Raw genomic sequence first — 19,654 nt, 5'->3', positions numbered from 1 at the left:
ATATGTCCTAATATTACCATTGGTAGAAGGCGCGGTAAACATTATGTTGTCACACTACTGCCAGTCGGAATATTCACGGTAGCAACTGTTCTTGTACGACTAAACAATTTTAAGTTTCTTGACGATGGATCGAATGTGGCGTTTACAATTATGTCATTGTAAGTGTCTCCCCTCAAAGAGGCGACTTCGTTTCTTAATTCTCTGATTATATCCCTGAGTCCTTCAATATTTTCCACTTCAAGCTTAAGCCCACTTACAGTAGCCTGAGAGAAATCTACTTCACCACTAAAATACACCATATCATCTGTAGAGTGGATATATACTCCCGCCATATTTCCCAAGTGAAAGCCGTTCTGGTCTCCGTAAACACTTCCTCTTCGACTCCCATTATCCATAAAAAGTAGTCCGCCACCATCATTATACTGACCTAAAGAAATAGACTCTCCGCCTCTTGAGTTATAAGCAGTCAAGCCATTGGAGTTTATCTCTATGCGTCTGCCTTCTCTGGCTGTACGAAACAAAGCCCCTGTAATAATGCCGCCTTCTATTTCATTACCGATCAGTTTACTACCTCGTATAGTACTTGCATTAACTGTACTAGCCTTGATATCCGAGGCATTCATTTCTGAATTGTCAATTTGGCCTGTGAGCTTGATTGATCTAGCAACTACATTGCCCTGCATGTCTACTCTGAACGGTGCAATAGTATAGTCGTCGTTTCCGGCACTAATTCCGTTGGTATTGATTTTAGTTACGTTATTACCACTACCGATTACCAAGGATACAAAGTTACCGAGCTGCCCGACAATCTGCTCAGCCACCACGCCGCGTGCTGTGATTGCCGTTCTTGCTGTTTTCCCTCCGTCTGTTGTCAGAACAACACCGTTTGAAGTCATAATGACCTGGTTCAATACGTTGGTTTGGTCCTGCAAGACGATGCCGCGCTGATCGTACTTGATTTCTGTTTTGGAATTATCAATGTCGATCACGGCCTGCTTTGCGAAAGATTCAAAAACTTCCGTCCTGATCTTACCATTGGAGAATAAATTATTTATGATATTCTTGTTTCGCTCCAGGTCACTGATAATGTCCGCATAGTCACGTAAATTGACATTAGATATAGTCGGTTCAGAATGCTTGTCACGGCTATATGGATACTCTGTAAGCTCTGTGATTCGGGCCTTGAGTTTGTTCATGTCCATCGCTGGATCAATACACATTACAGCATCACCCAAATGCGGCTCCGGTTCCGAGTTATCAATTTTAAACAAGTCTGCTGTTGATACAGTTACCTCCAGCGTTACATTCTCCTGTTCAGCAAGCGCCTTACGTGTAGCCTTTAGCAAGTCCTCTGGTTCCTCTATGTCCTGTTCAATGATTTCCCCATCGTAAAAAGGAACCGACTCGCTGGCCCAATACTGAGCATAAGGCGAAATCAAGTAGTTCACCGCCAGCTTTCCATTCACAATCGTTCCTGGTATGCCTGACAGCAAGCTCCGCTCCTCTTCGGTCAGTTTGGACGCATCCATTCCGATAAACGTCCGCCCGTCCTTCATTTGAGCAAACATCCGGGTTACAAGTGATTCTCCTTTGTCTTTGAATGAACTGGACACGATATTCTTTTTAAGCCGGTACTGCAATCCGTTGTCAGTTCCGATTTTCTTTCTCAGGTTGATTACAAAGTTATCCGGCTCGACTTCGCACTCATACATTTGTATGATCTTGTTAAGAGCTTCCAAGCAGGTCCCACGCCCAAAGTCCTTAACATCGTGTAGATCAAATGTGTCCTGGATAACAAACTTAAACCGTCCGCCTGTAGCAGCTGTAATCAGGTCTGTGAGTTGATTGATATGAATACCGTAGGCTTCAGCAATGTATGAAGCATATGGAAACTTGTAATCATTAAGTTTGAACATGATGTGATTACAGTAGATATTTGCAGTCAGCTTTCGACCTTCACGGGACCGACTCCGAGACTGAATGACATAAAATTGACCACGCTCATCTCGAACGTGGCCTTTGACTGCTATCTTTTCTCTATAATCTTCGCTGGTCATCGGGACCATGAAGGTTAATTCATAATCGCTGTTGATCCTGCGCCGCCGCTGGATATCATAGCTATCAACCAGTGTTCCAACACGTCTCATATTTTTATCGAATACTTGCATGGTTGGGTTCGCCATAAGTCACCTCAATATAAGTATTTATCCCGGTGTGTAATACGGAACAAAACCGTCCGGCCTGTCTCCGGGTCCGTCCGGGTCAGGTTATTGTTTCCGAGATTCAGGTCGAAAAAGTCTCCGTTATATAGATGGGAAACGTTTTGCCCATTGCGAGTGATCTTGAATTTACCTGAATCAATCACAATCACCTCGCCCGGCCGGAGCACATCCGTAAACTCGATGTAGTCTGTATGGAATTTCGACAGTTCTGTCGATATCCTTCCTTCCCCGGACATAGGTACAGCTTCTGCGAATCTTTCCCGGATATACTGTAAATCAGGCATGCGTCCCTCGCCAGACATCGGCACAGCCTCTAGTACGTATTCGCGCACAAAATCAGTTTGGGCTCGGCCATCACCAGATAAAGAAGCTGCGGCATTCATATCCAAATTAAACTCCAGAATATACTCTGTGATCGTACCCGGGTCGGACGTATTGAATGACATACGGTTAAACGTATTATCGTCGTCTGCGCCATCCGTCTCCAACTTTCGCGAGTACATTCTACTATCACCTTGCAAATGAGCAGAAAGGTCGATTATAGACCCCTCTGCTGTACCTGCGGTGAATGATAGTTCGTTAAATGCGCCTCCAAACATTATCCCTCACCCTTTCGGAGCAAATCATTTGGCATACATATCACTCCTTTTGATGTCTGCGTCGTTGGCGCCAATAAAAGAAAAATGAGTTTTGTAAACAAGGCTATCTGTTGTAAATGATATTATGCGAGATACATCCCCGATCTCCGTTATAAAGATCCTACCGTCGAATACCTCCAAGAAATAGGGCGTGCCAGCAAAACCCAATACGTCGTATAAGTCTTCGTACTGATGTGAAGCTAATTGATCCAGGTCCTTTATCCTTATACATTTAGGTGCAATGGCCCCTGTGCTATTTTGAGTGGAAGTCAGGTAGTAATAGTCCGCTATTTTATATATATCATTCATGCCCGAAAGTTCATTCGGAACCGCAATCTCTTTTATAACATCAAAGGACTCATCCGCGTGATTAGCGACCACGATTTTATTTGTACCTGAAACAAAATACATTGCCCCATCAATGATCTGTATGGATCGCACGTAGCTGTTTTGTAGGCTAGGAAGACTCTTTTGATATGCCAGATATAAGATACCGCCAGCCTTTTTAAAGCAAAATACGGTCGGCGCAGCTATCACGTAAAACGCCTGTGTAACAGGATCGTATATTGTTTTATGTGGTCTGTATCCGACTTGTGAGAATTTTTGTTTGAAGTTCAAATTAGAGTCCAGAACCACCACCTCGTGGTCCCCAGTGTTATCCACCACGTAGATTTCCCCATCACTCGCGACTGAATGCAACCCTGCAAACTCATAATTAACTGTGCTCCATTTTTCTATAGGTCTATCCATACTGTCACTGTAAATAATCCTATGGTGATAGCAGTCTACGATAAAATATTTATTATTCAACTTTGTTGCTAGAGTTGGGTTGTACAGTCGAGAGCGATAAAGTTCATCCCTTCAAGGAGGAGAAATTTTAATTATCGAAAGTCTACAAACACCACTAGATAAAGTTAATTCAGTTCCCGTGTCCTGAAATACCTGTACCTTGAATGTTTCCAGGGCATTCAGATAAGCGATAGCGGTTATATTATTCCTGCTTGTATAGCTACTACCCGGCGCTCCACTATTGTATCCAATATCTTCGGTCCCGTTTTTTATTACCTTTATATTCCTAATACCCCCAGCATAAGAAGAAACGCCTATTATGGCCTGTATCAAGTAAACCCCAGATGTTCTGATCGTAACTGTTTCCAAATCTGGGCTAGTAATAAAATTGTTGTTATCAGTTTTTTTAATATTCCAATTCGGTGATAACCAAGTGCTTGCAGGTAACGCCTTATCTGCATTACTTGCGTATTCAGCTCTCGGTTGAGTTGCGATATCTAATAATCTGTCTTCATGTGACTCAATATTATTTTGTACTGCCCGGAAGTCAGCAGCGGTAAAATTACGCGCTACCCGTGTACCAACAGGCCAAGCACGGGCAATGCCCTCATAGCCACGTACACAGCCTTTCAGCACGCTATCTTCCACACTTGTATACGTAATCGTTTCTGCTGCATCTCCATTGCCCAAAACGGCAATACCCTCACCTTGAAGCAGCACGGATGCATTAGCTACTGTGATTTCCGTTTGTGTGTCCGTAATCAATTCGGTCAACTCTGTTTTAGGAGAGTTCACCACTGGTGGATACATTTTTTCCATGTTTAACACCTACCCTTCATCAATGTTTATTCGACCAGCCATAAAACGCAGTGAGTCATTTGTCTGCACCGTCCGTGGGTTTGTAACTGCCCCGTGATACATTAAATTGCCTCCGGTCGCTGCCGTACGGATGCCGATATGTGTAACCAATCCCCAATCAGCCGTTGCAATTGGGAAATATACATCTACTGCACTGGCTGCGGCTGCCCTACGATCCGCAATAACCGGAGCGCCAAACGTAACAGCACGCCGCGCATAGCCGCCTCCGCTTACCTCTTGTCCAGTATCTGCGTCTGTCGGGTTGCTAATGTACAGAGCAATGTACACGGTCTGTGGAGCTATGAAATTCGTCCCCCTTAAAGCAGCGTTGATACAGGCTGTTTTCCACCAATTACTTTTACTAAGCACTATTTCTTCTTCAGTCGATTTACTGAGCAATGTGTCTATCATATAAAGACCTCCTAATCTACTTGGTACTCATTTGCGATACGGAAATTCCGTATGTCGTTATTACCGATGTTAGTCAGGACGATAATAGGACTGGCTCTTTCATCTCCTGTAGAAATGACCGACACTGTTTGTGGCGATTGAGTAATGATAACTTCTTTGATATTCTCATCGCTTTCCGGGAACGGATGCTCCCCCATTTTGATTGGTATGGTAAGCTCCCCATCCCAAAGTATCTTTTCAATATCCAGGGTTCCTGCATACCGTCCTATATACCTTCTTCCCGGCAAATCAGAAAATGTAAATACGATATCCCCTTTTTTGGCATTAAAAAGAGCCGCCACTTGGGCGACTCTCCTATGGTAATCAAGGGTTGTATCATGAGCCATTAGGACGCATTCGAGATTGATTGTTCGCGCTCCATAGGTACTGCCAAAATCCAGCTCTCCATCCCTCTCAGCTATCTCAAGGCTATGGTCTTTTGTCGGCGGTAACACAGGTATATTGTGAGTTTTAAGCCCTAATCCAATGGATTTAAAGGACTTTCCATCTGCCGTAGCGTCGATCATTAAGACTTACCTCCCCTCGCTTGTAACCTCCGTACCAGGTTATCTCGTTCGGTCCAAAACACCTTTGCTGCGGATTCGTCTTCAATATAAGTATCGCCTGATTTTATTACGAACTGGTTGCTGATTTGCTGCGGATTTGAACCACCCGAAGCCATCGGCAATGAGAATTCTGGCATGGAAAAATTAAGCGCCGGCATTTTGAAATTGATAATTTTGAACAGGTTGCTCTGCTGTTGATCATTCAGGTACATTTCTCCTGCGCGAGCAATGACCGGAACTTCCGCGCCCCTATCCCCCCGAACGACACCGCCTGAATGGAATTTTTGAAGCTTTCCTGTGTCTTTCTTGATACCATACTTATTCCGCAGAGCAGCATTTTCCTCGTGCAGCTTGGACTTCTCAGCAGCGCCTGCCGAATACCATTTATCAATATTAGAATTGTATCGTGCCAAATCACTGTCCTTTTCTGATATTGAAGAACCTGTATCCAAGGATGCAGACAATGAAGTGGCATTGATTTCAGCCATTTTCATCTGATAGTCTAAGATGAATTGATCCAACTGGCGCAAGATTTCTGCGTTCTTCTCAGATTCCTTTGAAATCTGCGTATTTTTCAGATCTTCAGCTTTGGATTCAACACCATCCGAGTACTCATCGAACTTGCTGGTGAGTTCATCATAGTGCTGTTTTGCCGCTTCAATCTGGTCATTGTAATCCTTTTCTCGCTCGGTCTTCTCATCTTGAAGCTTCTTCTTCTGATCCTCCAAGCCACGCTTAGCCAGCGTGCGGTTATGTTCCCGCTGCATGTCCTCAATGTCTTTTTCAGTCTGTTTCCGCTCGGCAATCCCTTCTGGCCCAACAGCGGATTGAAGCAAGGCAAGTCGCGCTTGCTTTTCAGCCATAGCACGATCATAGTCCTCGTCCTCATTAGCTGTTTGCATTTTAGCAAGCAAGTCGTCTATAGCCTTAATCTTAGCGTCCTGAGCTTCCACAAAAGCATCCCGTTCCGCCTCTATACGCTTTACTTCCTCGTCCCGACTCTTTTCAAGTGTCTCCTTCTCCTTTTTAGCAGCTTCAGCAGCAACCTTCTTCTGATCTTCAAGAAGCTGCTTTTTAAGGTCGTGAACTTGTACATCAATTTCCATCCGCTGTTCTGATCCTTCTTTATAAAGAGCCTGCATTTTTGTCCATAAATTGAGTTGATCGGAAACAGATACAGCTTCCATACTCTTTTGGTAATTGATTCGTTTTTGGAAGTCGGACAGGAACTCATCTTCCAGAGCTTTGCGTTTCTCGTATATTTTTTGTTGAAGCTCAAAGCTTTGTTCCGAGGTTCGGTCCTTAGCCTTGCTCATGCGCACATACGCATCGTATTCCATCTTTAGAATAGCAATCTGAGTCTGACCTGCCATCTCCATTTTAGAAGTTTCTTTATCAATCCACTTCTCACTGTTTTGATATCTAAGCTCATTGTACTTGACAGTAAGATCGTAAATTTGCTTTTGGATATCTCTCCGGTTTGCCGGCAGCAGATAGGCTTTCTTTTGTTCTTTGGTATAGAAATCAAGAGATGACTTTGTCATATCGATTTCTTGCTTGTTGGCCTGCCGCATGCGTTCATTTTTCTTTTCTAGGTTGGCGACATCTTCTTCGTAGCGAGAATCATTCAATTTCTGAATGTCTCGTCCCCACTGCTTTAGGGTATCCTTGTCTTCCGTGAGGAATTGCTTATGACGCTGCCCCAAGCGTTTGTATCCGGCTATCTGTTGGTCTACAGACCACTCGTTTCGTTCGGCAATATATTTGAAATTGTCCAAATCGTCAGAGTAAGCATCCTTACGAGCTTCAGACGCTTCCTTCGCTGCTTTTTCAGCGGCCTTTTCCGCATCACTCTTACCTTTTTTCCTTTCTTCTCTTTCCCTGAAGAATCGCCTACGCCGAGTCTACGATCTTTATAGAGATTAGTTAAAACATTAATCCTATGATCATACTCTTTTGTATCTTTTTCATACTCACTATATATTCCATCAAGTTCCTTCTTGTTTTGTTCCATTTTTTGTTTATCTTGATGCAATTGATTTTGGAAAGGAGCATTTAAAAACAGCTTAGGTCCAGTCATGCTATCCAATTCTTTTTGTCTTGTTGCAACTTCTAAAGAACTTTTAGCCATCACTCCGTTAAGAGCAGCCTTAAGTTGCGCTAAGTTTTTAATAGCTTCAGCTTCAATGTTATATGCTTGTAACCGTTTATCAGATTCGACTTTTGTATTAAATGTAGAAGCCCTCTCTGATTCAAGATCAGTTCTAGCCTTTGCTATCTTGTCTTGTCGCAATTTTTCGATAGCTGCTCCTTCGAACGCCCATCCGTCTGACGTCTTATATATTGCAGCTGCAAGTTCAGGGTACTTAAGTATCAGGTCTGTGGCAGAGGAAGCGTTGAGAGATTGTTTGTTTATAAGATTGTCCAAAGTATTATTCAGTTCTGATAAGGCTGAGCCATAACCTTGAATTCGTTCTCTTAAATCAGCAAGAACTTCTTCTTGAGCTTTAGCATTTTCGGCTGCTGTCCCTGCTTTACCAGCAAATTGATCAGTTTCTACAGCCGCCTGTCCTAGTGAAACTCCTACTTCCGCTAAAGCCAGTGTAAGCTTATTGTTTTCTTGCTCTAACGATTTGATTTTTTCTTCAAGACTTGCTGCATCTTCCTTGAATTCTCCTACGCCAGCCCAATTCACAAGATCATTATTGATGACTCTCTTCACTCGTTCTAGTTCTTTGGCGGCTTCTGTGATCTCATTTATTTTTTGTTTTTGTTGTTCGATTAATTGCGATTGCTGATCTTTCAATACATTTTTTCGAGCTTCATTTTGCTTCTCGATGAGTTTATTCAAAGCAGCAACTTGCACCTGTACAGCCTCATCCGTATAACCAGCAGCTTCAAGTTGCTGGGCCCCTTCTTTTCCAAGAGTAATGACCAGCGCTTTCGAAACCTCTTCGAGTTGTTTTTTTACTTGTGTTTCCTTTTCTGTCGAACCGCTACTTAGCCTTAATGACTGTTCAAGAGAACGATGCGCATTAGCCAATTTAGGTACTAATTCAATCTGTCTTTGATATTGGCTAACCATTTGTTGAGATGCCGAATCTTCATCTTTTAAGTTCTGGATTCGTCACGAGCAGCCTTTTCTTCTTTACCGCTATTCATTGCAACTAGAGCAATTGCACCAACAAGTAAGCTCAATCCCGCCGTTGCTGCTGCTGTTGTCACGGTCGCTGTCGCTTGAGCAACAGACAATGATTTCGTGGCAACTGTAGCTCCCTTGGTTGCCACCGTTAACGCTCCTTGTGCTACTGTAGCCCCTTCGGTAGCGGCGACTCTCTGAACTGTTGAAAGAGTGGCACCTTGTGAGGAAACGATATTAACGTTATTAGCTACCGTATTAGCGCCAATAGCAACGGTTTCCGCTGCCTTTGCGGTCGTTAATACTTTCACGGCAGCAATCACGTTCATGATCGGGCCGCTGAGAGCTTTATAGGCAAGCAGTAGACCACCGATTGCTGCCGTTCCCTCAAACACGCCGGAAGGAACTTTTGTAAGCCCGATAAGTAGTTGGTCAATTGCATCCAATACATCCTTGATCGTTCTTCTCAAACCATCATCACCAGCATTGTTGAATATTTCTAACAACGAAGCCTTGGTTTGAGCTGCTTTACGCTGAATGGTATCCATCTGAACTTTCAAGTATTCCATTGTCGATCCGGTAGAACCGATAGACGCTGCTGTACCCAGCAAGATATCCCCTGCGTTTAAGGAAGCAGCCAATTTAGCATATTGATAGACACCGCGTGAAATATCCGCGTATGATTTTGTAAGATCATAATTCTTGTCGATAACTTTGGTCGACAACTCTAACAGGATGTCTTCTGCCCTTTTCCACTGCTCTGTACCATTTACAACTTCTTTTGTTTGAACTCCTAATCTCTCAATCTCTGCAACTGCTTTATCTGTACGGATTGTACCCAGGACTGTCTTCCACATGTTCCCCAAGTTTTCCCCGCTGAGAGCCGTGTTACGAACACCTGCTGAAATCAAGCCGTTCATAAAATCAAATGAAACGCCTGTTTCTGCTGCTATCTTACCTGTCCGTTCGAAGGCAGCTCCCAAGTCCCTCGCTGGTGCCATCGTGTCATGGGCAACCTTGGACCAGGAATCCAGCACGCGACCACCAAGCACCATGGCGTCGTTGCTGTCTTTAATCTGCACGCCATATTGAGCAAATGTGGACTCCATTGATTTAGTTGCGCCTTCAAGAGAAACCAAATCGACAGTCGAGAGCATCGTAGACTTACGCACCATTTCCTGAACTACGCCTGCGTCCTTATACATCCGGCCCCAAAGACTTGCTGATTCGGTAACGTCCATAATTTCTGAGCCAAGGTCATGCGCCGTCCGGATAAATTTGGTTGTCTGGTCATGTAGCTTTTCAGTGTTCATAACCATTTCTTTGGTGCCTTCGTTGTATTCTAAAAAGTAATGCTCATTGGTCTGGATATAACCCGCCATGTTGGATTCTATCCCAACCAATCCTTCTTTAAGTGCTTCCTGCACTTTGTGCATGGCTGCATACATTGTGTTGAATACAAGCGCATGCGTAGCCATGTCTCCTACTCGGCTCATCCAATTAGGCGTTGTAGTGAAGGTCTGTTTCATCTGTGCTTCGGTTTGGCTCAGTGAACGACGGATCTTCTGTTCTTCTTGAAGCACCTTTTCGCGAACCTGTGCTTCTTTCTGTTCTCTAGCACGCAGAGCGTTTATCCAGAACTTCTCATAATCCTGAGCGTTCTTCCTTGCTTGTTGTGCTTCCTTATCCGCCATTTGTTGCAACTTCATACGGATAGCCTGTTCTTGCATGAGGACACGTTCACGCATCTTATCATCCGTACCTGCCCCTGAAATTTTAGCGGCTTTCTGTCCGGTTGATGTCGCCTTGTTTTGAAGAGCTTCCATCCGCTTTAGATGCTCTCGTTCCTGTTGTTCAATTGCATCCTCACGTTTTTTTACAATTGCCTGCTGTGCTCTAAGCTTCTCGTCGGTTAGCTTATTGGCCTGATCTAATTGATTCTTCCGTGCCGTATTTAATTCGGCCTGTGCAGTACGCTGCTTAACCAGAGCTTCGGATTCAGCTAATATTTTCTTTCGTCTATCCTCTGCTGAAAGAGCAAACTTGTCTGCGTTACTGGCTAAGGATTTGAAATTCTTTTCGCTGACTCCCAATTCATTATTCAATACTTTGAAGGATTCGGCGTTAGCTCTTGCTCCATTGTCGATAACCTTGAATGCAGGTAATATCTTGCTGGTATCCAGGTTTATTCGTGCGCCTACTACGTCCTTATTTAAGTCTGCCACTTAACTCACCTCACAAATGGTTCAGGAAAAGTTTCCTGACCTAAATACAGAAAAAGAGGCATCCTGCATGATTGCGGATGCCTCTTAATTTACTTGGCGAAGAATCCAAGATCAGATAACGTCTTGACCTTCTTCGGCTTTTTGTTTTCCACATTGCCACCGTGAAGAATGATTTCAAATTCCCGGTTTCTGTTCTTGGCTTTCATGAGCGCTCTAATCTTTGGAATGGTCATATTAGGCCACTCTGAATCAGAAATACCATTACTCACGCATAAAGCCCAAAGTTCTATCCAGTCCGTTTCCCGATCATCCTCAGTAACCTCTTGGTCGCCTTCGTCGTCAGGCTCATAATCTTCATCAGGTGGAAACGACTCCTTATAGAAATCGTTCTAAGAGGCCGTCCAACTCCTTAATGCCCTCTTCGTTTACATTCTCGTATTCTTCCTCCGTCAGTCCTTCTACCAACACAAGATTAAAGGCTTCCTTATGCAATGCCTCAACTTTAGGCCAATCGACCTCGGCTCGATCTTCTGTGGCATCCCATTTTTCACGTCCAATTGAAAAAGAGAACTTATACTCATTTCCACTCATAAGTTGCCGCACCTGACGGATCAGAGCAATAGTTCCGATTTTAACGTGTTTTACAATTCCCTCACCAAGAGGGATTTCCGTCCCGATATTAAGTGTTTTATCCAACTGTTTGTCTGTACTCATTAAATTTCCTCCTCAATGTATGTAACCCCCTACCTGAGCGATAGGGGGTTTAGTCAGTGATTGATTAGATACCGAAAATGATTTCTACTGCATATCGATTAGGATTCTCTGGCGTGATATCCGGCTCCATAATCTCTAGTGCCAATGTATTGGTGGTTGGCTTTTTGCGCTCTTGGGACACGTCCAAAGTCCCGCCGCCGAGAGCCTTCCAAATAGTGAGCTGGCAAGGGACTTCTTTGCCGTTCCGATCATCGGTTAATGAAAAGCGATGTACCAGTTTAAATGGTTTCGGACGGCGTTTACCGCTTAAGCTACTTCTTGTAGCATTCTCTTTTGACCATTTGAACGTAACGGTTATTAACTTCCCTTCGTTTGCAACATCAGATGTAATTTTTCCATCAGCTGTAATTACATACTGTTCTGCTGTTGGAGCAGATGCTACACGAGTCAGTTCAGTGAGTTCTCCTGTAGCAGTGTCTTTTAAATACACACGGTCACTCTTAGCGACAAAAGTTCCGCTATACTTCGAAGGCGCTTTTAGTTGATAACCATCAGTAGCAGTCAAGAATCCTTGCTCCACTTCGTCAAATTGAACCGTACCTTTTTCTGATTCGGCCCCTTGAGACAACTCAGCGAGGATGTCTGAATAACGAGGTACCTCCATAGAGGCTTTATCCCCTAAATCCTTAGCAGTATAGTGGAATGCATATCCACTATCGCCGCCCATTACTTTGTCCCAATCAAACTGCAATTGCAAAGTTACTTTTGTGATTTTATCATCAAGAAATTTGAGCCTTCCGCCTTCTTCATAAACTTGCGCCGACCCCACACCATCAAATACTAAAGGTTGCATATAGTTTCATCCTCCTTATATGTGAACACAAAAAAACTGGTCAGCTTATTTGACCAGTTCCCATAGACGCTTATCAATTTCTGCAATGCGACTGTACTCTTTGGTTAGCTTGTAACCCTGTTTTGGATTCCAGATCCCCATGATACCCAATCCTTTAGCAAGCGCGATTTTTTCAGCTATCAGCGTTTCCCACTCGGTAGGTTCTGGTTTAGGAGGATTAGGTTGAGTCCAATTCAATTCGGCTTCATAAGTTGTACCAGCAATAGTAACTACATTAAATTTGTACTTCTTGGTTGCATTTGCTTCACTAAACCATAGAGTTTCCTTATCATCTGGTTCAATTTTAACCCCATCTTTTTCAATACTGGATACGTTGGTTTTAGCCAAAGAAACTCGCTTTTGTGCTGAATCCAGCAGCTCAAATTCAACGTGGTTAACACCATTGTGATCACCGGATCTCCCGGTTGCTTTCCATACAGCTACCTCTGCCATTCTGTTCACCTCAATTCATTCTCAAGTAATCAACATCGAAAATTGCTTTATATCCTTTCGCGCCCTGTATTCCAGTAGCAAAGTCTGCGTCATAGGTCAAAACACACAGATATGAAGCAAAGCCCTGAGTTGTCAGTCGTCTGTCATGTAGTAGTTTGAATGAACGTTCAAACAACAGCTTCGCTTCATAGGCTGTTTTGCCGTAAAAATCAATGCAGAACTTACCCTCAAACACCAGTGGATTAGCCGCATATCGTCCCGGCATAACGTACTGACAGATATGTGGAACTGTATCCTTAGTAACCGTTATCTCAGGTTCCATGCCTTTCGTAAATCGTTTCACGACCTCAGCAGATGGTGATGAAGGAGTAAGCTTCATCATGTTCATAAACTCTGTATCTGCCTTCAAAGCACTCTGAACAGCGTCAATTAACTGTAAGCTCACTCCTTAACCTCCTTAAAGTATCTGTGATACGGAAACTCAGTTATTACACGGCTAATGCCATCCAAAATACGTTTCCGGTTAGACTGTATTGCAATACGCAAAAAGTAAGTCGGCGGTGTAGCTTTGAATGACGCATCAATATCGCCTCGCTCCGCAAGCTCCTCCAAGTCCACCCCAGCATAGTCCCCACCTGATTCCTTCATGGTCCCGTCAATCGCCCGGTACTTTCCACGGGAACGACCTACAATAATACGATCACCTTTGGACCTCAGTCGGTTCCATGCTTCGCTGTTCATGTAGGTTACCAATCCGGGGTTTTGGCTGCTATCTGCCATCTTGGAGCCTTTGCCAAACTGTTCAAGCCATGCTTGCCAATAATCGGCGGTGATATCTCCTGAAATCATTTGATTAGCAAGCACGAACATGTGCATCTCCAAATGGTCCCGAACTGCTGGATAGTACCGTATGCTGCTTTTAGCTGTCAGCATGACCAGTTTCGTTAGCCCAGTAATTTCAACTGCAAGCTTATTCTCCAGATCCTTCGTAGCTTTCGCTGAATCATACCCTGTAATCATCGTCGATCCTCTGAAAGCTGGACATGCAGCAAATTAGGATACTTTATCCTATCTACCACATCTACCTGATATGTCTTCCCGCCCATTACAATCCGATCAGGCGCAGACAAACTTGAGTCTTGAGGGTCTTTTACATCAACTGTGGTCTGTAACTGCAAGATGAATACAGTACTCGGCAGTAGGCCCGGCTCCTGTTGACGCAATTGTGCTGTAACATACTGTGCAAAACACACAATATCAGCAGTAACAGATACAAAGTCAGGATCACCTATAGGGTTATCGTTAGCATCATAAGCTTGCTGGTATCTCTGAACCTCAATTAAAGCGTTCGTTTTAATCAAAGAACAGTACTTGTCCTTCTCAGTTGTTGTACGTAGAGTCTGTACCAAATAAGACGATTCGTTCTGAACTATATCCCCCGGCTTTACAGATGATTTCGAAGAAAACAAACCATTGTACATATACTCTTTTCCGATAACCGTTGTGGCTTTCGTTTCCCTAGACAATATAACGACATCGGGCTCACCATTGACAGTACAAGGTGAATACCTATGAACGAAGTCTTTAAACATTAGTGACGCCGCCTTTCTCTCGCCCGGGTCGGCCCAGCTACACCGAATACCGGAACATCTGTCCCATGCTGCACTGTTGATATGGACTCGATAAACTCATAGGCTTCATCAACAAGCTGAACAGCGTACTTTTTCCAATCAACAACCTGATTTTCAAAAGAGAAGTCAAAGTCCTTTTTAGACTTCTTGATTCTCGCTGTCATGGAAGGGGCCAGTATGGCAGCAACCATACAAACGGCTGCTGCATACACATAAGTTTGATCATCACCAGTTAACTCAGCATAATCAGGAACGGCTTTTACAATCCTCGATTCTCCAATGGGCAAAACAGAAAGAGCGTCTATGTCAGCATCGGATATTACATCCTCACCAACGCCTAGACGTCCTCTAATTTCCTCATGATATGTTTCTGTAATGAGTATCTTATTTGCCATCTGCTGCACCGCCAGCAGCACTGATAGCCTGTTTCAATTCTTCAATACTCATTTTGGTGTATCCGGGTATTTTTAATTCCTTAGCTGAAGCTTTCAATTCTTTCAACTCACCATCGGACTGAAGAATATCAATTTGCTCAAGCAATTCTGTCTCTCGCGCTTTGGACTCTTCTAATTCGGCCTGAAGTTGCAACTCCCGTTCTGAAGGAGAACCATCAACAGCCTCGTTACCATCTACAATTTCCGCAAGCAATTGTCCGGTTGCCGCATTACGAATTTCTTTCTTTGCGATATCTACAAGACCGTCAGGGGCATCTGTTACGATGTCCCCGGCATTGTATTGTCCAACAGCATCAACCAATACTTTTACAGTTGTCATAAATTGAGTTCTCCCCCTTACGCCACTGTAGCGAAGATATGCCAGTTGACGTATTTCAGCCGCGGCAGCACAGTCGCACCATTGATGACTTGCCATTGATCAGGGTCACCTTGAATCAGTTTGGTGAGAGCAAATTTCCCAGTATGGCCTGTAAAAATATCCTCATAGTTATTTGGGCTTGTAACAAGATCCATAATGGAGCCTGTCATGCCTTGACCGATGATAATTACGGCATTGTCAGGAATGAAAGGATGGAACGTTCCGGTATCGTCAATGTAGCCACCATCGTAAACTTCATACTGAAGCCCGCTCAAATTTTGGCTGACAATTTCAGAAAGTGAGCCATCAGTTACAACATCCTTGCCATATGTGTATCTGATCAATTCGCGAATTTTCTCATTTTGCTTCATGTAGCTGTCTACCTTTTTATTGGCCAGAATTAACCCCTCTTGCACCACTTCCCCGGAATAGAAGGAGCCACTCATCCAAGTTTTTCAGCGGATCAGCGGTTGTCGTATTGCTCCAGAGCACATCTGCCGTTGGCTTGTTAGTAGCAGGGACGCCATAATCAATCGTTCTGGCAGGTTTGTTTGCTGTGGCTGGAACGATAAGGTTGCCGGTCAGAGACTGCCAACGCATCCACTCAAAACGTGTCTCAAGCCGCATATTCAAGTTGACCAGTTGATCTACCATGTACTCCTCTGCCCATTGTTGTTGTAAATTGTTACCTGGCTTTCTCAACGTGGCAATCTTTTCACGATCAATGATGGACTTTTCTCTCCATTCTTGGTTCGTGAAGTTCATATGTTTCACTACGGGTGCCGTATGAATTGGCGAAGGATCATTCAGACCGGTAGCAGGCGTCATCCCCGTGTCGTCATAGGTAATGTCATATTCGATGGTGAGTCCAAGTTCAGGTTTAAAGTCAACGCCATTGGTCAGCAATTGAGCCCCGCGAAAACTGTTAATATCCGTCCGAATGTTCTGTACGACTTCCGTAAGGAAATATGGATCAAGTACGTTTGCCATTTATGTTTTCCCCCTTATACAAAGTAGCAAAGCTTCAGCGCTGTTTTAGCTGCTGCATCTAAGCCAGTCAATTTGGATGAATCAAAAATACCTGCAATCCACGCAGATGCCCCAATATCAGAAAGTGTTGTGTCATGATCATTATCAAGGATACACAGTGCCACTTCAGAGCCGTTGGTTGCTGCGGAACTATAAGCTACCGCTTTATCCTTATCCGCTCCTGCTGCTGTGATCTTGCCTATAATCGTCCCTTTTTTCAGGATTCCTTGCCCTTGTTTCAGCAAGATCCCTCCCGGTAGTTTAGCCTGAAGGTCTGTAGACGCTAGAACCTCCGTAAACTCTTGAGTAATAACCTGACCGGGACCAGGAGCGCCATTATACTGAGATTGCATCATAATTATTTATCCTCCTTCAGCAGATTACCCCTGCCTGTATTCTTAAGTGCCGCCCGAGCTTCTTCACGAGCTAATGCTTTAAGTTGTTCTGTCGTTTTCTCGCCACCATCATTTTGTGAGTTGGTTGGTGGTGTTCCATTCAGTGCTCCCTCAGGAAGGTTTACATCGTCACCTTGTGTATGGCGACCACCGCCACCCAAAGCAGCTTGTGCCTGTGCCTCATACGTTGCACCGATCTTTTCAATTTCAGACACCGGCAGATGAGACAGTGCTGTTTTCATCGCCTCTACATTAAAGGCTTCACCAAGAGCGCGGACACCAGCTCCACATGCTTGTTCAGTGACCTTCACCTTGTACATTGCTCCATCAGTAGCTTGAACACTCAGCGCCGTAAGCTTCGCTGGGATTTCTGCGTCACTCTCAACGCCCAATGCAGTCCGTACTTGTCCAAGCATGCCATTAGCCGCTGCCAGTGCAGTTGCTTGGGTTTGCGCTGCTGCCAAAGCAGCTTTTTGTTCTTCATTCATAGTGTCATCTCCTTGGGCCAGTGTCTCGGCCTGTTCTTTTGTTTGATGCTGTTTAGATACAAAAGCAGACATGCCGCCTTTGTTGCTGAAAAAATAAAAGACACGTCCATCGCCATCAAGCGACTTCGCATCTAAAGGTAGTGGTTCATATTCAGTTTGCTTCGGCTGCTCGCCTCCACTATGTTGTTTCATCGAGAGGGATTCGCGAGTAATTCCAGCTCCCTCATAACCTCCATCAAATACAATAGAGTTCTCCATGATGTAACCGTCATCGGCTAGAACAAGACATTCTTTGTCGTCATACGTTTGTCCACGTATATGCGAGCATGCCGAAGGTCCGTAGTAATTACCACCACAGATACCACAAATATGTTTCGTTGTTACAAATCCTGCCGATGTGTCAAATATAGTTCCTGAATCAATACCGGTAGCCAGTTGATCCGTTGAGATCCCATTAGCTTCTAGCCCTTTTACCATGTAATGATCACCGTAAAGTTCCAGTTCCCCTCCCTCTTCGATAATTCGGCTGTCAAAAGTTCTGCCATACGGGAAAGATAAGGCTTCCCACTTCTGCCACGGATGGTCAACTAGCAAGGCAACTCCCTCTTTAACTTGATCTGCCATTTTGCGTAGGAAGTTTGGAGTAATCTTCATTTTGTACTTATCAATACGCTTGGTTCCAATGATTCTCGCTTGAAACACATGAGCTTGTTCATCAGTCAACGGGACCAGTGCTTTTTGATTGATCTTTGTCAATTGGTCCGATGTAGGTTTTCCCATAATGCTTTATTCACCTCCTTCTAGTGGAGTCTGTTCTTCATTTGAGTCAGTTTCCAGCTTTTTCACAAGCAACGGAAGCAGTTCAGCAGGAACTTTGGCATTAATACCAAGAGTCCAACGTATTTCCTCAGCAGCTTCCAACGGTGTGATGTAGAAATTCTTCTCCGCTGTGATGTAGTTATCGATCTTTGAACGGCGGTCACGTTCAATCTCATTCTCAGAGCGTAGATCAATGGGGAGATAGTCAGCTTCAACTTTTGTTTGAGTCCCCTTTACTCTTGCAGACAACGAAAAAGCCCGCTGCCAGAAACGTTTGGTTACGCTCCGCGCGGACTCTACATTTTTGATATATATTTGAGTGTCAATCGAACTGTATGTTTCGGTTGATCCTTGATGCCTGGAAAGGATGGTGAGCAGCGTCTTGAGTGAAGTCGCCATTTGGGTATCAATAATATCGATGAGCTTTTTAATATCAATCATCGGCCCTGAATTACCGCCTTTAAGATATTCGACTTTTACGCTATCCCAGTGGACAAGGGCATCGTCTGGATTGAGTGAGTTGAAATGGTTTATCATCTCTTCCATTCGCTCTTTGAGCCATTTCTGTTGACCATCGGGATTACTTTTCAAGTTGTTCGGCATATTCTTCAGCATGATTTCTTCCAGCATGGAGATATCAAGCCGTGGATACCCTTGGTTATGCACGACTGCTTTTAGATCAGCCAGCACTTGAAGATGAAAGAATACTACTTGCAGCACTGGAAGCATGGGCGTTCGTCCATAAGGATCGTCAACCATAGGATCAAACTCTTCATAAATAAAAGTTGGCGTGTCAATCTTTTTGTAATTACCAAACCACTCTTCGTTCGAATTCCTTTGTGGATTCTTAACATATTGCCACGGCGTAAGCCGATTAGTGCCTGGTTCCCTGCGAAACCATATTAGAGCCGGGTCAACTGGAACGATATCAATTACATCGTTACATCGCTCATTCAGTACTACTTCCCCGGCACAAGCACCACGAACCATCATCATCATCCGCTGAATCGTGTCCAGTTTATTCAATGACCGTCCATGCTGATATCCCGGCGAAGGTAACGGTGTATTAAGCATGGTCTTAAGATCGTCCAGCACCCGTTGTCCACTCTTATCTGCATTTCCGTTTGGCTTCTTTGCACTAAACGTTAATTCGGTATCTCCCATACGTAAGTATGTGTACAAGGCATAGGATACGTCTGGATGAACAGATATCAATAGCTCAAGCAATTCCTCTGCCGTGTAGCTCTGCAATTTGGTAAGATCAATATTATGAGCCTGCTGATGTTTCTTCGGTAGCCAGTTGAATATGCCCCATGGGTTAGCATTATTAGGTACTGTTGCTCTGCCCACCCCCATCATCTGTTGCTTTACCGCTATTGGAAGAACAGCATTAGCAAGTGAATATACAGCTTTATGGTACCATTTCAAGTTTTCACCGCCTTTCGTTACAAACTTCTATGAATTCAGAATAACATCTGCATTATTCGGATTTACTACTGATTTTCGAGGGGATCGCGTTATGCATACCATAAA

The 19,654-nt window shown here is 44.0% G+C and carries 23 protein-coding genes; all 23 read right to left on the bottom strand.

The genetic code is table 11. The features are described 5' to 3' along the window. Positions 1 to 41 precede the first annotated feature (41 nt). Complete coding sequence (locus NSQ68_RS08280) at positions 42 to 2,183, bottom strand: phage tail spike protein (RefSeq protein ID WP_342428557.1); 2,142 nt, start codon at positions 2,181 to 2,183, stop codon at positions 42 to 44. Between the two features lie 8 nt (positions 2,184 to 2,191). Next, positions 2,192 to 2,821 carry a hypothetical protein gene (locus NSQ68_RS08275; protein ID WP_342428556.1) on the bottom strand — a complete coding sequence of 210 codons (630 nt, stop codon included), beginning with the start codon at positions 2,819 to 2,821 and terminating at the stop codon, positions 2,192 to 2,194. A 24-nt stretch (positions 2,822 to 2,845) separates the two neighbouring features. Beyond that, positions 2,846 to 3,499, bottom strand: a complete 654-nt coding sequence (locus tag NSQ68_RS08270; protein WP_342428555.1) for a hypothetical protein — start codon at positions 3,497 to 3,499, stop codon at positions 2,846 to 2,848. 222 nt (positions 3,500 to 3,721) lie between these two features. Next, positions 3,722 to 4,468, bottom strand: a complete 747-nt coding sequence (locus tag NSQ68_RS08265) for a hypothetical protein (protein ID WP_342428554.1) — start codon at positions 4,466 to 4,468, stop codon at positions 3,722 to 3,724. Between the two features lie 9 nt (positions 4,469 to 4,477). After that, positions 4,478 to 4,918 (bottom strand): hypothetical protein, encoded by a 441-nt coding sequence (locus NSQ68_RS08260; RefSeq protein WP_342428553.1) that lies wholly within the window; start codon positions 4,916 to 4,918, stop codon positions 4,478 to 4,480. An 11-nt stretch (positions 4,919 to 4,929) separates the two neighbouring features. After that, positions 4,930 to 5,484 carry a phage tail domain-containing protein gene (locus NSQ68_RS08255; RefSeq protein WP_342428552.1) on the bottom strand — a complete coding sequence of 185 codons (555 nt, stop codon included), beginning with the start codon at positions 5,482 to 5,484 and terminating at the stop codon, positions 4,930 to 4,932. Then, the gene (locus NSQ68_RS08250) at positions 5,484 to 7,301 is read right to left on the bottom strand and encodes a hypothetical protein (RefSeq protein WP_342428551.1); all 1,818 of its coding nucleotides are present in this window, start codon (positions 7,299 to 7,301) and stop codon (positions 5,484 to 5,486) included. Before NSQ68_RS08250 ends, NSQ68_RS08255 begins: the two co-directional genes overlap by 1 nt. Continuing rightward, a complete protein-coding gene (locus NSQ68_RS08245; RefSeq protein ID WP_342428550.1) occupies positions 7,256 to 8,608 on the bottom strand; it encodes a hypothetical protein in 1,353 nt (450 codons plus the stop codon). Before NSQ68_RS08245 ends, NSQ68_RS08250 begins: the two co-directional genes overlap by 46 nt. 26 nt (positions 8,609 to 8,634) lie before the next feature. Next, entirely contained in the window at positions 8,635 to 10,887 is a 2,253-nt protein-coding gene (locus tag NSQ68_RS08240) for a phage tail tape measure protein (protein WP_342428549.1), read from the bottom strand. Between the two features lie 89 nt (positions 10,888 to 10,976). After that, entirely contained in the window at positions 10,977 to 11,120 is a 144-nt protein-coding gene (locus NSQ68_RS08235; protein ID WP_167518779.1) for a hypothetical protein, read from the bottom strand. A 142-nt stretch (positions 11,121 to 11,262) separates the two neighbouring features. Then, positions 11,263 to 11,601: a hypothetical protein gene (locus tag NSQ68_RS08230; RefSeq protein ID WP_340958672.1), complete on the bottom strand. Its 339-nt coding sequence runs from the start codon at positions 11,599 to 11,601 to the stop codon at positions 11,263 to 11,265. Between the two features lie 64 nt (positions 11,602 to 11,665). After that, entirely contained in the window at positions 11,666 to 12,454 is a 789-nt protein-coding gene (locus tag NSQ68_RS08225; protein ID WP_341057483.1) for a hypothetical protein, read from the bottom strand. A gap of 45 nt (positions 12,455 to 12,499) precedes the next feature. Then, the gene (locus NSQ68_RS08220) at positions 12,500 to 12,946 is read right to left on the bottom strand and encodes a hypothetical protein (protein ID WP_342428548.1); all 447 of its coding nucleotides are present in this window, start codon (positions 12,944 to 12,946) and stop codon (positions 12,500 to 12,502) included. A gap of 10 nt (positions 12,947 to 12,956) precedes the next feature. Beyond that, on the bottom strand, positions 12,957 to 13,391 hold the full coding sequence (locus NSQ68_RS08215; protein ID WP_342428547.1) for a hypothetical protein: 435 nt from the start codon (positions 13,389 to 13,391) through the stop codon (positions 12,957 to 12,959). After that, positions 13,388 to 13,966 (bottom strand): hypothetical protein, encoded by a 579-nt coding sequence (locus tag NSQ68_RS08210; protein ID WP_342428546.1) that lies wholly within the window; start codon positions 13,964 to 13,966, stop codon positions 13,388 to 13,390. The genes NSQ68_RS08215 and NSQ68_RS08210 overlap by 4 nt, the downstream gene beginning before the upstream one ends. Then, positions 13,963 to 14,538, bottom strand: a complete 576-nt coding sequence (locus NSQ68_RS08205) for a hypothetical protein (protein ID WP_342428545.1) — start codon at positions 14,536 to 14,538, stop codon at positions 13,963 to 13,965. Before NSQ68_RS08205 ends, NSQ68_RS08210 begins: the two co-directional genes overlap by 4 nt. Continuing rightward, positions 14,538 to 14,972, bottom strand: coding sequence for a hypothetical protein (locus NSQ68_RS08200; RefSeq protein WP_069289717.1), 435 nt, complete (start codon positions 14,970 to 14,972; stop codon positions 14,538 to 14,540). The genes NSQ68_RS08205 and NSQ68_RS08200 overlap by 1 nt, the downstream gene beginning before the upstream one ends. Next, the gene (locus NSQ68_RS08195; protein ID WP_342428544.1) at positions 14,962 to 15,351 is read right to left on the bottom strand and encodes a hypothetical protein; all 390 of its coding nucleotides are present in this window, start codon (positions 15,349 to 15,351) and stop codon (positions 14,962 to 14,964) included. The genes NSQ68_RS08200 and NSQ68_RS08195 overlap by 11 nt, the downstream gene beginning before the upstream one ends. Before the next feature lie 17 nt (positions 15,352 to 15,368). Continuing rightward, positions 15,369 to 15,761: a major capsid protein gene (locus NSQ68_RS08190; protein WP_342428543.1), complete on the bottom strand. Its 393-nt coding sequence runs from the start codon at positions 15,759 to 15,761 to the stop codon at positions 15,369 to 15,371. 16 nt (positions 15,762 to 15,777) lie between these two features. Next, positions 15,778 to 16,380 carry a major capsid protein gene (locus tag NSQ68_RS08185; protein ID WP_342428542.1) on the bottom strand — a complete coding sequence of 201 codons (603 nt, stop codon included), beginning with the start codon at positions 16,378 to 16,380 and terminating at the stop codon, positions 15,778 to 15,780. Positions 16,381 to 16,394: 14 nt separating this feature from the next. Further along, the gene (locus tag NSQ68_RS08180; protein ID WP_075154323.1) at positions 16,395 to 16,775 is read right to left on the bottom strand and encodes a head decoration protein; all 381 of its coding nucleotides are present in this window, start codon (positions 16,773 to 16,775) and stop codon (positions 16,395 to 16,397) included. Between the two features lie 2 nt (positions 16,776 to 16,777). Then, a complete protein-coding gene (locus tag NSQ68_RS08175; protein WP_342428541.1) occupies positions 16,778 to 18,082 on the bottom strand; it encodes a hypothetical protein in 1,305 nt (434 codons plus the stop codon). Positions 18,083 to 18,088: 6 nt separating this feature from the next. After that, on the bottom strand, positions 18,089 to 19,549 hold the full coding sequence (locus NSQ68_RS08170) for a hypothetical protein (protein WP_342428540.1): 1,461 nt from the start codon (positions 19,547 to 19,549) through the stop codon (positions 18,089 to 18,091). Positions 19,550 to 19,654 lie beyond the last annotated feature (105 nt).

The organism is Paenibacillus sp. FSL L8-0158 (assembly GCF_038592965.1).
GTDB classification, from domain to species: Bacteria; Bacillota; Bacilli; order Paenibacillales; family Paenibacillaceae; genus Paenibacillus; species Paenibacillus polymyxa_D.
This window is presented reverse-complemented; position numbering and strand designations above follow the sequence as displayed.

What these genes read in the sequence shown, in the direction of transcription:
- NSQ68_RS08230 (WP_340958672.1), bottom strand. Translation starts at nt 11,601, where the DNA reads ATGAGTACAGACAAACAGTTGGATAAAACACTTAATATCGGGACGGAA.
- NSQ68_RS08255 (WP_342428552.1), bottom strand. Translation starts at nt 5,484, where the DNA reads ATGATCGACGCTACGGCAGATGGAAAGTCCTTTAAATCCATTGGATTA.
- NSQ68_RS08195 (WP_342428544.1), bottom strand. Translation starts at nt 15,351, where the DNA reads ATGACAACTGTAAAAGTATTGGTTGATGCTGTTGGACAATACAATGCC.
- NSQ68_RS08265 (WP_342428554.1), bottom strand. Translation starts at nt 4,468, where the DNA reads ATGGAAAAAATGTATCCACCAGTGGTGAACTCTCCTAAAACAGAGTTG.
- NSQ68_RS08205 (WP_342428545.1), bottom strand. Translation starts at nt 14,538, where the DNA reads ATGTTTAAAGACTTCGTTCATAGGTATTCACCTTGTACTGTCAATGGT.
- NSQ68_RS08190 (WP_342428543.1), bottom strand. Translation starts at nt 15,761, where the DNA reads ATGAAGCAAAATGAGAAAATTCGCGAATTGATCAGATACACATATGGC.
- NSQ68_RS08210 (WP_342428546.1), bottom strand. Translation starts at nt 13,966, where the DNA reads ATGATTACAGGGTATGATTCAGCGAAAGCTACGAAGGATCTGGAGAAT.
- NSQ68_RS08200 (WP_069289717.1), bottom strand. Translation starts at nt 14,972, where the DNA reads ATGGCAAATAAGATACTCATTACAGAAACATATCATGAGGAAATTAGA.
- NSQ68_RS08225 (WP_341057483.1), bottom strand. Translation starts at nt 12,454, where the DNA reads ATGCAACCTTTAGTATTTGATGGTGTGGGGTCGGCGCAAGTTTATGAA.
- NSQ68_RS08260 (WP_342428553.1), bottom strand. Translation starts at nt 4,918, where the DNA reads ATGATAGACACATTGCTCAGTAAATCGACTGAAGAAGAAATAGTGCTT.
- NSQ68_RS08175 (WP_342428541.1), bottom strand. Translation starts at nt 18,082, where the DNA reads ATGGGAAAACCTACATCGGACCAATTGACAAAGATCAATCAAAAAGCA.
- NSQ68_RS08220 (WP_342428548.1), bottom strand. Translation starts at nt 12,946, where the DNA reads ATGGCAGAGGTAGCTGTATGGAAAGCAACCGGGAGATCCGGTGATCAC.
- NSQ68_RS08275 (WP_342428556.1), bottom strand. Translation starts at nt 2,821, where the DNA reads ATGTTTGGAGGCGCATTTAACGAACTATCATTCACCGCAGGTACAGCA.
- NSQ68_RS08180 (WP_075154323.1), bottom strand. Translation starts at nt 16,775, where the DNA reads ATGATGCAATCTCAGTATAATGGCGCTCCTGGTCCCGGTCAGGTTATT.
- NSQ68_RS08235 (WP_167518779.1), bottom strand. Translation starts at nt 11,120, where the DNA reads ATGACCATTCCAAAGATTAGAGCGCTCATGAAAGCCAAGAACAGAAAC.
- NSQ68_RS08245 (WP_342428550.1), bottom strand. Translation starts at nt 8,608, where the DNA reads ATGGTTAGCCAATATCAAAGACAGATTGAATTAGTACCTAAATTGGCT.
- NSQ68_RS08185 (WP_342428542.1), bottom strand. Translation starts at nt 16,380, where the DNA reads ATGGCAAACGTACTTGATCCATATTTCCTTACGGAAGTCGTACAGAAC.
- NSQ68_RS08280 (WP_342428557.1), bottom strand. Translation starts at nt 2,183, where the DNA reads ATGGCGAACCCAACCATGCAAGTATTCGATAAAAATATGAGACGTGTT.